Annotated in this window: 9 protein-coding genes and 1 other annotated feature; of the genes, 2 read left to right on the top strand and 7 right to left on the bottom strand. The window is 46.9% G+C overall.

The genetic code is table 11. The features are described 5' to 3' along the window. Window positions 1–25 precede the first annotated feature (25 nt). The 3 genes from M1D61_RS10840 to M1D61_RS10830 form a co-directional block, all read right to left on the bottom strand. Entirely contained in the window at window positions 26–394 is a 369-nt protein-coding gene (locus M1D61_RS10840) for a hypothetical protein (RefSeq protein WP_458122344.1), read from the bottom strand. A 187-nt stretch (window positions 395–581) separates the two neighbouring features. Then, entirely contained in the window at window positions 582–815 is a 234-nt protein-coding gene (locus tag M1D61_RS10835) for a hypothetical protein (protein ID WP_458122343.1), read from the bottom strand. A gap of 306 nt (window positions 816–1,121) precedes the next feature. Then, window positions 1,122–4,934, bottom strand: a complete 3,813-nt coding sequence (locus tag M1D61_RS10830; RefSeq protein ID WP_458122342.1) for an S-layer homology domain-containing protein — start codon at window positions 4,932–4,934, stop codon at window positions 1,122–1,124. Window positions 4,935–5,278: 344 nt separating this feature from the next. Between M1D61_RS10830 and M1D61_RS10825 the strand changes: the two genes are divergently transcribed. Further along, window positions 5,279–5,959: an expansin EXLX1 family cellulose-binding protein gene (locus tag M1D61_RS10825; RefSeq protein WP_458122478.1), complete on the top strand. Its 681-nt coding sequence runs from the start codon at window positions 5,279–5,281 to the stop codon at window positions 5,957–5,959. A gap of 221 nt (window positions 5,960–6,180) precedes the next feature. Here the strand turns inward: M1D61_RS10825 and M1D61_RS10820 are convergent, their stop codons facing one another. From M1D61_RS10820 to M1D61_RS10810, 3 genes are all read right to left on the bottom strand, one after another. Next, window positions 6,181–6,543 (bottom strand): hypothetical protein, encoded by a 363-nt coding sequence (locus M1D61_RS10820; RefSeq protein ID WP_458122341.1) that lies wholly within the window; start codon window positions 6,541–6,543, stop codon window positions 6,181–6,183. A gap of 175 nt (window positions 6,544–6,718) precedes the next feature. After that, window positions 6,719–7,705 carry a tryptophan--tRNA ligase gene (gene trpS, locus M1D61_RS10815; RefSeq protein ID WP_458122340.1) on the bottom strand — a complete coding sequence of 329 codons (987 nt, stop codon included), beginning with the start codon at window positions 7,703–7,705 and terminating at the stop codon, window positions 6,719–6,721. Between the two features lie 80 nt (window positions 7,706–7,785). Then, window positions 7,786–8,041: a binding site (T-box leader), on the bottom strand. A gap of 312 nt (window positions 8,042–8,353) precedes the next feature. Further along, a complete protein-coding gene (locus M1D61_RS10810; RefSeq protein ID WP_458122339.1) occupies window positions 8,354–8,614 on the bottom strand; it encodes a hypothetical protein in 261 nt (86 codons plus the stop codon). Between the two features lie 283 nt (window positions 8,615–8,897). On the opposite strand from M1D61_RS10810, the gene M1D61_RS10805 reads away from it, so the two are divergent. Next, window positions 8,898–10,130: an outer membrane protein assembly factor BamB family protein gene (locus M1D61_RS10805; RefSeq protein WP_458122338.1), complete on the top strand. Its 1,233-nt coding sequence runs from the start codon at window positions 8,898–8,900 to the stop codon at window positions 10,128–10,130. A gap of 252 nt (window positions 10,131–10,382) precedes the next feature. On the opposite strand, the gene M1D61_RS10800 is transcribed toward M1D61_RS10805, so the two are convergent. Beyond that, the gene (locus M1D61_RS10800) at window positions 10,383–11,417 is read right to left on the bottom strand and encodes a metal ABC transporter substrate-binding protein (RefSeq protein ID WP_458122337.1); all 1,035 of its coding nucleotides are present in this window, start codon (window positions 11,415–11,417) and stop codon (window positions 10,383–10,385) included. Window positions 11,418–11,897 lie beyond the last annotated feature (480 nt).

Here is an 11,897-nt window from a genome sequence, read left to right as displayed (position 1 = left end):
TCGCTTTGCAACAATCCACAGACATTTATTTGCTGCCGGCTTTGCGGGAAGCATAGAATTCTGCGGCTTTTTGCAGCATCTGCTGGAGCGAACTGAACTGGGTGTTCTGACTCAGCTGATTGTCCATTTTATCCTTCGGTACAAGCATCACCTGATTGGCAGAATCGTTGTTGGAGCCAAGCCCCATTTTTTGCAGCATTTCGCCCACAGATTTAAACGACGTGTATTTTTGCATGAATTCCGGAGTTAGCAGCTTTTCCAGCGGCAATTTCTGGATAATTTTGTCCAGGGGCAGTTTGTTCAGCATGTCCATGATTCCATTTGCACCTGTAGTGATCACACCTTTATTTTTCGTATCGAACAGACCTTTTAAGTTATGCAGATTAAATCCCATTATAATTCCTCCTCTGGATTTATTTTATATTTTAAGAATGAATAGAAGATTGGAATGAATATACGCTATTTGTATACGTAATTATAATTATGTAAACAAAACATAGGATCATTGAGCCGTATCGTTGGAGTGTTATGTTTACAACCCTACCAGTCTACCCTTAACTGTTTCGGCAAATCAGGATCGTTTATATAAACTCCAGCATACGTTCCCATGAATTTAAATATTCCAGCTCTTCCTCTACCTGCTGCTGTTCATCTTCAAATTCTTCGGTAATTGTGAGTGATTCTGTCGGATCAGATTCTATTCCGCTATCTGCAGCCCATACAAGAGACAATGATTCGATATAAAAGTAGCACTGGATGGTATTCCTGAGTGAATGATCATCCTTGGCATAATCGGTATTTTCAATAGATTTCAACCTGATCCTCTCCTCGTGATTCAGGATGGTCTGTCTGCTATCATGTTATTACAATTCCTGACTCTACAAATCGGCTTTCAGGATGAATTGTTTTGGTCATTTTCTCCGTCTAGAGATGGACTTTTAGAACTGAAATGTACAAATTGTGCCATATAGCAAAGGTTTAAGATGATAACAAGCATCATTTATGTGTGATATCACGTCCACAGAGCTGTTTTGGCGGTAATAGAAAAAGCGCACTTCCCGACCTTGCTCAGGCTCGGGAGGTGCGCTTTTGGATGTGGTTTGTTTAGATAATGTGGTCAATCAGTTGGTAGAACCGGTCAGCTGATCCAGCAATCGGTTGAGAATGACTGCACTTTCTGAGCGGGTTAGTTTCTTTTTCGGCTGGAATTGTCCGGCAGTATTGCCGTTCAGCAGTTTTGAGGCGCTCAGACGGTCGATCGCCGGCCTTGCCCATTGTGCTGCTTGATTACGGTCGGTTAGACGGCTGCTGGTATTCTCGGCGACTGTCACACCGGAGTAGGATAATGCTCTCTCCAGCAAGACGGCCATCTCTTCACGGGTTATTGTGGCGTTCGGGCGAAATTGTCCCTTGGCATCTCCCTGGATCAGTCCTGCTGCTGCAGCGGTACCTACGCTATCCGCATACCAGGCCGAGCTATTTACATCGTTAAAGGTAGTGCTGCTGTTATCAATAGCAGTTAATCCGAGCGTCCTTACCAGTAAAGCCGCCATTTCGGCGCGGGTAATAGAGATATTCGGACGGAAAGCACCCTGCGCTGTACCGGTGACTATACGCTGATCGGCCAGCTGCTGAATATCGGTCTGTGCCCAGTGGCCAGCGAGATCTTTCAGCTGAACAGCCGAATCAATGACTGCATAGGTGCTGTTGCTACGGCTGAATAGCGTTACCGCTCCATTCTGTACGATGAAGGGAACAGGAGTGTACGTTACAGCACCGTCTGAGCCCGTTTCGATCCGTACGACTGCGATCCGGTCTGTGGAGACAAGGCCATCCACCTGCATGGAACGCTGGATATAACGGTCCATCTGCTGTACCGGTTGTCTGGCATTATTGCCGTCCAGCGTATACAGGCTGTACTCGACGGCAGCACGTGCCGAATAGCCGTTATTCCGTGCCTGCTGCATGGCTGCACTCGCTGCTGACATTTCCAATACGAGTCGTTCTTGACCCGTACCGGACGATTGCAGCCAGGATACCGGTACTTCATAGGTACCTACCGGAGTAGCGATGGCAATTTGCTTAATATTATTCTGGGCGGTTAGTGCCTGCCTTGCTTCCGGCTGCCATTCCAGGCGATACCGATCAGCAGTCTGTGCCGGCTGGATACGGATACGGAGCGTACTTGCCTCGCCTGCCTGCGCGAGCATCGCTGCTGTTGATGAAGCATTCAGCACTGATCCCGCAACCGTTCCGCTGCCGGTCTCCTGACTCATCGCAGGTGTCATCGACCAGCTGGATACCGTGCCATCAGCGGATGATGCTTCTGCTGTCGGCAGAGCATTTACCGGAACTGGAGTCGGTGAGATTGGAGCAGCTGGTGCAGTACTGCCGCCACCTGATCCTGAGCTGCCGTTACTTCCAGAGCCATTACCCGGAATACGGCCCGAATGGTTTTTATCGTCTTTCTTATCGGAGTGGCGGGAGAAATCAATCCGTGTCAGCAGTGGGTCATGGTCGCTGACCCGTCCATCCGCTTCCATAAAGTCCGCATTGAGATGGACAATATCCAGCTGGGCACGGGACGCCAGCCCTGTAGTCATCAGAATATGATCCAATGTCTGTGAATTGCCTTCATACACATAGGAATAACGCTCATTCTCAGGCAGGGTATCCACCATATTCGTCAATTCACTGCCTTTGAGAATCTGCAGCGTATTGGAGAATTGATAGTCGTTAAAGTCACCGACCAATACGATATTAGCATTACTGTTCTGGGCCAGCGTATTTTTAACGAACGAATTCAGCAGGGTCGCCTGCTTGGCACGCTGCACTTCACTGATCCGCTGGGGCGGCTGTGCAGCTCCGTACAGCGCCTGGTCTCCACCTTTGGAATTGAAATGATTCGCTACCACAATCACCTGCTGTCCATTGAAGACGAACTGGGCAGCCAGCGATTTGCGGGAATGAGCAAATGCTTCATTGCCCGGCTCGATGCGTCCCGGGTTATGGGTTAATCCCTGCGGACCATAAGTAACGGCAGTAACCGAGTCTCCCGCTCCTCCCGGAGCATCGGCCAGTGTGACACGCGCCGGATTGTACAGGAAGCCGACCCGGATATTACCGCCAGGAGCTCCGCCGTCTTCATTGTTTTGCGGAGTAATGCTGGTATACCGGTATTCCGGACCACCCGCTTCCTGAATCTCGCGGATCAGCGCGGCAAAGCTTGCGCTGGCATCGGTGGTTCCGTCATCCTTTTCCCCGTTGTTATCCTGTACTTCCATTAGTCCGATAATATCCGGGGTATGCAGATTCTCGGTGACATTGCGGGCAATCCGCTCTGTCTTCTCCCGGTTGGCAGGATCATCCCAGAAGTTCTCTACATTAAAGGAAGCGATCGTCAGCTGCTCGGTACCGTTATACAGCGCGGATACTTCCCGCTTCAGTCCACTGCTAATAATCGGGGGCAGGCCATTTTCTGGCAAAATTTTGAAGTTGCTGTAGCTGTAACTCATAATCCCGTAGAGCGGACCATCGAACCGGTCACCTGTTTTCACCGGCTGCTTAGGCTTCTCCCCGATCAGCAGACGATTCGGGTTAAACTGATTATTCGCAATTACCAGGCCGCCTGCGGGTGTAACACTGCGGCTCTCTTCCCGATCCACAGTCACCGGAATCTCATACGTATACGGTCCAATAATACTCGCATTATTAAGCTGAACCCGCATGCCTTCCAGACTCTCGTACAGATCAATGCTGTAGGATGACGGGTCAAAGGATACCAGTCCCTGAGGAGAAGCAATCTGTCCCGGAATCGTCCGGCCCCCCTTGCCAATAACAACGGGTTGCGGCAGCGGCTGATTCTCGGCCAGACGTGTGATCGAAGAGGCGGCAATCTCGGTGGTGGTCAGATCATCTGCGTCGCTGTAGCCTGTCTCCTTATATTCTTTGACCGTTCCATCCACGCTGACCCGGTCGCCTACCTTCATGCCATGAGCGGATTTGTAGACCATGATCGCTTCCGAGGTACGATCATCCTGGTCGGCCAGTGCATCTTCGGTCTGCATATAGAAGATCGTTTTTCCTTTGACCATGGTGACGATGCCCTCGACTTCGCGCACTTCCTGCCCTTCATAAGGGGAACGCTGGGAGGCGCCCTGAATATCGTGAATCGCCAGCTTCACCGGTGCTTCCACAACCGGAGGCGTACCTCCGGCGATGTCTTCTGCAGATCGCGGAATCAGCTGAATGCTGTCATTATACTGTGACACGACACCGGTAATGGAATCATAGGATTGTCCTACGGTCAGCCATGGACTCTTGCTGTAGACGGTGAAGCTTCCGCTGCTGTCCTGAAGGGTATAATTGTTGCTGCTTTTCCCGGTTACAGTTACCTGATGAATCCGGACGAGCTGTCCTTCATAAGGGTTATCAGCCGTAAAATCATCTGCTGTAATCGGATGTGCGGATACGCTCTGAGGGGTCTGCACCCGAATATATGTATCAGCTGCGGCGGCTTCGATCTGCAGCAGCTTGCGGTATTCACTGAGCTTGCCGGTCGTCTCGATCTCCTGGCCCGGCTCACCCGGCAGGTTCTGACCGCGGATAACGATGCCAGCGCTTCCATCCTGGATATACAGATTGCTGTAATTGCTCCCTGTATCTTCCCTGTATGTAATCCATCCCCGTGCCGTCACCCTGCTGCCAGTGCTCTGCTGTCTGATCGCGGATAGCGTGTAAGTATCGGCGCTAACAGATACCGAAGGCACTGTCTGTACAGTGAATGTTCGGGTTTCCTCCTGAGCAGCCGACATTTCTGTCTGCAGCTGCTGTGCATAGGCACTCCCGGATAGATCTGCTCCTGTGGGAGCTATTGCCGAGGCAACCATAACTGCTGCTGCACTCAGACTGACTTTCTTTTTCCATTGCTTCATTCGTATAATCCTCCAGTTTCTGTATCAAAATCCTCATCGTTCCTAACATATCATATGAATGTAAAAATAAAAGCTTTCCTTTGTAAAATAATGAATGGCCTTCTATCCACTCTGCTTTTTGATATGCAGACACAAAGTTTCTTATTTTGTTAGATCTTCATTTATTGTGTTATGAGTAAATATATAGTACATTGTTAACGGCAGTCGTCTACCTATATATTTTTGCAATACTTTTGTGAATCGTAAACCATTCTATGCAAAAGTATTGTGCGGCAGGCGGTCTTCCGCATACTAAAATCTGGAGGATTCTATTGATGAAATGGTCTGCACCCCGCAAATGGAGTATGTTCGGCATGATGGTCACTCTGAGTCTGGTCCTGTTCGCACTTCCCGCCTCGGCAGCCTGGAATGATACATACAAGGGCTATGCCACCTATACCGGCTCCGGTTATTCCGGCGGCGCTGTACTGCTCGATCCGATCCCGGCGAATATGGAGATTACCGCGCTCAACCCGACCCAGATGAACTATGGCGGCGTCAAAGCGGCATTGGCAGGCGCTTATCTGGAAGTACAGGGCCCCAAAGGCAAAACGGTCGTCTATGTAACCGATCTGTACCCGGAAGGAGCCAGCGGTGCACTGGATCTCTCACCTAATGCATTTGCCAAGATTGGTGACATGTCCAAAGGCAAAATTGATATCCAGTGGAAAGTGGTCAAAGCGCCGATCAGCGGTAATTTCAGCTACCGGATCAAGGAAGGCAGTTCCCGCTGGTGGGCGGCCATTCAAGTCAGAAACCACAAATATCCGGTCATGAAGCTGGAAGTACAAAAGAACGGCAGCTGGGTAAGCCTGCCGAAGATGGATTATAACCACTTTGTCGGTGAGCAGCTCGGTGCCAATCCTCTGCCGGTTCGCATTACCGATATTCGCGGCAAAGTCGTTACGGATACTATTCCCGCCCTGCCGGAAAGCGGCACATCCAGTGCGTATATTGTACCGGGCCGTGCTCAATTCCCGGATTGATAATGGCAGATAACAAAATGCTGTGTGCAGTATGGTGATTAATGTCTCTGTATTATGCCCTTATATCCATAATGTGCATACAGCAAAGCGGCTGTCCTTTAGAAGAGACAGCCGCTTTTTTTATGATTCGCCCATATTCTTGTTTGCCATCATGCCATTGTCTGCACAGCCAATCTATCTATACGATATGCTGAATGGCAGCAGTCGCCATTTATGCAGAGTTACTGTCCGCCTTTGCGTGCAGCATAGAACTCAGCCGCTTTTTGCAGCATTTGCTGCAGGGAACCGAACTGCGTATTCTGGCTGACCTGGTTGTCCATCTGGTCGGTAGGCACCTCTTTGACCTTCTCCGGAGAGTCGGTAGTCGAGCCAAGCCCTGTTTTCTGAAGCAGCTCGCCGATCGATTGGAACGGAGTATGCTTTTGCATAAATTCCGGGGTTAGCAGTTTGTCGAGCGGCAGCTTTTGAATAATCTGATCGAGCGGCAGTTTGCCCAGCATGCCCATGATTCCGCCGGTTGAATTGCCACCTTCACCTTTATTGTTAAGTAGACCTTTGAGATCGTTAAGATTGAAGCCCATCATTAAAACCTCCTTGTGCTATTCTTGTGTTTGCAGTAATACGATCCTCTTGCGAGGAAGGTAAGGATTATGAAATGTAAAGCCTTTCTTTATGTTCTTTACCCGCAATGCAGCCACTTGATAGCCTGGAGGCAGATTCGTGAAGGCTAACCGCCTTGTTTTACAGGCAGCGATACATCTATGCAAACACAACAAACCCCATCGCTTCCGAAGCTTTGCGCAATGTGCTATTGGCTGCAGTCGCAGCCTTTTCGGCGCCCTGACGCAGAATGATATCCAGTTCGGAACTGCCAACAATCTCGCGGAAGCGCTGCTGCATAGGTTCCAGCTTGGCTATAACCACATCGGCTAGTTCCTGCTTGAACATCCCGTATCCCTGTCCTGCATATCGCTGTTCAATCACATCTGTAGACTCATCTGTAAATACGGCATAGATTTCGATCAGATTGCTGACAGCCGGTTTGTGCTCCCAGTCATACCGCACCATTCCTTCCGAGTCCGTCACCGCCCGTGACAATTTTTTGCGAATGATTTCCGGTGAATCCTGCAGCAGAATATAACTGTTCAAATTGGGGTTACTTTTACTCATTTTCCGGGAAGGATCGTCCAGGCTCATGATCCGGCTGCCGATCTCCGGAGTAATCGGCTCGGGCAGGGTAAAGGTCTGTCCATACCGGCTGTTAAAACGCTCCGCCAGATCGCGGGTCATCTCCAGATGCTGCTTCTGATCGTCGCCGACAGGCACATGGGTCGCCTGATACAGCAGTATATCCGCTGCCATCAATGCCGGATAGGTAAATAGCGCCGAACTGACACCTTCCTTGCCCTCTGCCTTTTCTTTGAACTGTGTCATTCTATTCAGCTCTCCAAAATGCACCTGAGTCTCCATCAACCATCCCATCTGAGCGTGGGCACTGACCCGGGATTGCAGGAAAATAGCAGATTTCTGCGGATCGATGCCGGCAGCGATGTAATAAGCGGCGATCTCCCGTGAGCGCTGATGCAATTCTGCCGGGTCCTGATAGACTGTTACGGCATGCAGGTCCGGAACAAAAAAGAAACTCTCATATTCATGCTGATACTTCACAAACTGGCTCAATGCTCCTCCATAACCGCCAATATTGAGATCCCCGCTTGGTTTGATGCCTGATAAAATACGTTGCATGTGTATTCCTCCCTGGATAGTGTATATCCGTCTCCTCTAACAAGCGCCCGGAACGCAAAAAAAGCACTCCATCCCCTATAAAAAGGGACGAAGTGCTTGCTCTCCGCGGTACCACCCGAATACGGCCATAAGGCCGCTCTCTACCCTGTCACAACGACTAACAGGTCTCCCCGAGGTAACGGAGGGATGCCGTCAATGCCTACTAACCATCCATTATGGTGTTCAAATTGAAGCGAATAGACCCATTCACTAAGCTTCCATGTACCGGACCTCTCACCAACCGCCGGCTCGCTTGGACAATTCCGCTCAGCTACTCCTTCTATTCATAGCTTTGATATGGGGTGACGTATAATGGATCTTATTTTAGCGAATAACGCAGGAATGGCAAGAATTATTTTACAATAGGATTGGATAAATCAGGAACAAGATGAATTTGTTGGCACAAAAAGATTCGGTGGCGCATTTTCAGTTAAACCAATTAGTTTACATAACAATTATTATGTTATTTTAATTAATTTTGATTTTGTCGTATAAGATACTGGTTAGTAATTTATAAAATAACAGCCAGTAAATCTACTATCGATTCACTGGCTGGGTGCCATCATGGTTATGGGATATAAAACACTAAGTACTGCGCAAACTGATATATTATCGTTCGTTATCCTTTCTACGGGTTTTCGGCTGGCGCTCTGGTTCTGGTTGCTCTTTCCGCTCCCAATGAAGCGGTATCTTGATCGTAGTGCTTTTCGGCTTGGGATGAGGATTATGGTCCGTAAATGGTGCGAACCCTCGAATCATCTCGTTTGCCAATACCCGGGAGCGGGTCATGACCAGAGCGATACGAAATATGTAGTCAAAATGCTCTTCGAACAGCTGTTGTGCCTGCTCTCTGGATATGGATTCATTCAATGGGTGCTCCTCCTTTTTAAAATGTATATGCTTTCAGGAGCAAAAAGGTTCGGTAGGTATCGTGAATTTGTATATTGGGGATGTACAATCATTGTATATGCTAATCTGTTATCTGGAAATTTTTGTATAAAACCACACGTGAATTATATATCAACTTAGCTTTAAAACATAAAATAAACATAATTAATATTATGTAAACTTAAAAGAGGTGTGCTCAAGCAACAAAACCAAAATCCGAATCGTCTATATATTTATACCAAATTTATCCTTAAGGAGTATTCATATGAACAGATGCTATTCATCCCTGCGGGAAATATCACTCCCCCTCCTGCTTACGGCTGCACTCGGCGCGGCATCACTCGTCTGGACTCACGGAACTCCAGTAAATGCCGCAGAACAAGTCGTTAGTCAACCACAGCAGGCCGCTACTTTCCACACACTAACTCCCGATTGGGAGAAAACGATTCGCAAGCCCAAGTATGGCGTTGACGAGGAAGTGAGCACCTATGCCAATGGGCGTGTCTATTACAAGCTAAAAGAGAAAATTGCCGCCACTGAAGTGACAAGCGGAAAAACAAAATGGACCGTTCCGGTAACGATGGCCGCTCCTCCGACAGCAGATACAACTTCCCTGTATGTGATTAACAAACAAAATGTATTATACAGACTCGACCAGAAAACCGGAAAAACACTCTGGAAATCCAGCATCCCTCATTTGAATATCAAAAAGAAATCCATTCCTCAAAACATTCGTATACAAGAAAATCTTGTGATCACCGGAGATTCGGCAGCATTAACTGCATTTGATCGCACCAGCGGAAAGTTAAAATGGCAAAATCACACTACCTCCAAAGCGGGTTATTACGTGGAACAGAGCAGCTCATCAATTATCATTGCTACTCCAGGTCGTTCAATTTATGAACACAGCATCCCTCTATATGCTTTGGACAGCAAAAATGGCCGACTGCTCTGGAAAACAACGGCCAAATACGAAAAAGTGCTGACCATCCAGAATGGTTATATTTATAGCCAGAAGTACACATCCAGTAAAAGCAAGAGTGATACAGTCCATATAGACAAGCTTGATCTTCAGACCGGCCAACCCGTCCAGACTTTCAATTATTCAATCAAAAATGACTCGAGATTTGGATGGAGTTTCAACGTCGATTATTATGATGGGGACTTTTATATTAGAACGACTATTAATTATGATGATCGACAATGGGGATTATTCCGCATTCCGCTCGATGCACCATCCGGTTCCAAACCGGCAGCATCGTACAGTTTCTACACACCAATTTACCGGGTCGATTTTAGCAAAGATGTATTGGCAGTTGCTCTGATGGATGAAAATGTATATTTCCTGAATCGGCAAAATGGTCAGCGGCTGGGAGTCTCTCTTTTTGAATCCAATTTCTTCAACGCGACCCTGAACGCCGAAACCCATTTCCTGATCCAGACCGCCGGCAAAATCTCCGCAGTCAAAATTCCGGAAAACAGCCCAATAGATAAATGAAGATTAATTGGATATTTATGTATAAAAATTGCTAATTACAAGGTGGATAAGTGGTCTAATATCACTATGTAAATGCTTTAAAACAAAAACAGCGTATAATTTATATTATGCGCTGTTTTTTTAATGGGTATTTAATAACTATTCTTCGCAGTCTAACTAAAAACCATAACCTTCTTCCTTTAGTATTTCTCAGCATAAAAATGAAAAGACCTCATGTTAAAACGAGGTCTCCACCGATATACCGAGCACATACTATTCATTAAGTGCCTTTTTGAGAGCGGTTAGATTCTGTTTCATTACACTGATATAATCCGCACCCTGAGCCATTTCTTCCTTGGTCAGCCCTTCGATCGGATTAAGTACATCGGATTTGGCACCAATTTCATTAGCGATTGCTTCTGCAACACTGGTAGATGCAAGAGTCTCGAAGAAGATGGTCTTGATGTTATGTTCTTTGGCGAAATTCACAATCTCGGCCATTTGCTCTGCCGATGGTTCCTGATCCGGAGACAATCCTGCGATAGGTACCTGGGTTAATCCGTATTCCTTCGCCAGATATCCGAAGGCGGCATGCTGGGTAATGAAATCTTTTCTTTTGGTATTCTGTAATTCTGTTTTAAATTCCTGATCCAGTGATTCCAACTTGGCGATATAGGCATCTGCATTTCTCTTAAAATTGTCTTTGTGTTCGGGAGCTGCTTTGGAGAGAGCAGCTTCGATATTGCGAACTTCCTGCACAGCCAGAGCCGGCGATAACCATACATGTGGGTCCAGTCCGCCATGATCGTGGTCGTGATGCTTGGTTTCTTCGTCCGAATGGTGTTCATGGTCTGCCGGAGAATGTTCTTCGTGCTCTGCGGAATGGTTATGCTCATGTTCTGCTTCGGTTTCTTCTGAAATATTAATGCCCTGACTTGCTTCAACTGTCGTTAGATGACCGCCGGTAGCACTTTCCTTTACCTGATCTATCCAATCTTCCATACCGGCCCCATTGTAGACCAGAACATCTGCGTCAGTTATTTCTGCCAGATCTTTCGCTGTCGGCTCCCAGTCATGGGGCTCTACCCCTGTTGGCACCAGATTCTCAACATTGCCATATTCCCCGGCTACATTACGTGTAAAATCGTACATGGGATAAAAGGTAGTTTTAATATCAAGTTTGGCTGTATTGGCAGGGGGAGAAGTGCTCTTTGCAGGCTGAGTTGCTTCTTTGCCACCTCCGCAGCCGGCCAGGATCAGAATAAATGATAGGGAGAGGATAGGGAATAGTGTTTTATCGCTTTTCATGAGTAAATCTCCTTTAATATTGATATGCTATATATAGTAATCATTACGATTTATAATCGAAGTCAATAATTTACTCTCTTGATGACAGGTTCTCTAATAATTGTATTAATAGAACGATTTATTTTATTCGTAATAATTACTATTAGTCCCAAGAAAATATATCGCTTTATATAGGTTTTGTCAAGAGTATCTTAGAAATTCAAGTTAGCAAAGCAAAGTAGTCACATTCTAATTCTATCCCCATTCCTGTATCCGCTTCGCCAGACAGCACCTTAGCAGTCGATAAATCAAAAAAAGATATAATGCCCCTATTTTTTATTGCAGCATATAAATAGCGATCTTGATGGCGTTAGTATCTAAAGTATAAAAAACCTGTTCTCTTCAGAGAACAGGTTTTGTTTTGTGGATATCTTCAATGATGTATATTTAATCACTATTATAATGGACGAATCAAGCTGAGGCTCTCGAGCTTTTGCAGCC

The organism is Paenibacillus sp. Z6-24, from assembly GCF_054161335.1.
The sequence above is the reverse complement of the archived record's forward strand: the minus strand, read 5'-3'. Positions and strand labels throughout refer to the sequence as shown.

Excerpts from the sequence above, each read along its gene's own strand:
- M1D61_RS10840 (WP_458122344.1), bottom strand. The coding sequence starts at position 394 with ATGGGATTTAATCTGCATAACTTAAAAGGTCTGTTCGATACGAAAAAT.
- M1D61_RS10800 (WP_458122337.1), bottom strand. The coding sequence starts at position 11,417 with ATGAAAAGCGATAAAACACTATTCCCTATCCTCTCCCTATCATTTATT.
- M1D61_RS10820 (WP_458122341.1), bottom strand. The coding sequence starts at position 6,543 with ATGATGGGCTTCAATCTTAACGATCTCAAAGGTCTACTTAACAATAAA.
- M1D61_RS10805 (WP_458122338.1), top strand. The coding sequence starts at position 8,898 with ATGAACAGATGCTATTCATCCCTGCGGGAAATATCACTCCCCCTCCTG.
- trpS (WP_458122340.1), bottom strand. The coding sequence starts at position 7,705 with ATGCAACGTATTTTATCAGGCATCAAACCAAGCGGGGATCTCAATATT.
- M1D61_RS10830 (WP_458122342.1), bottom strand. The coding sequence starts at position 4,934 with ATGAAGCAATGGAAAAAGAAAGTCAGTCTGAGTGCAGCAGCAGTTATG.
- M1D61_RS10825 (WP_458122478.1), top strand. The coding sequence starts at position 5,279 with ATGTTCGGCATGATGGTCACTCTGAGTCTGGTCCTGTTCGCACTTCCC.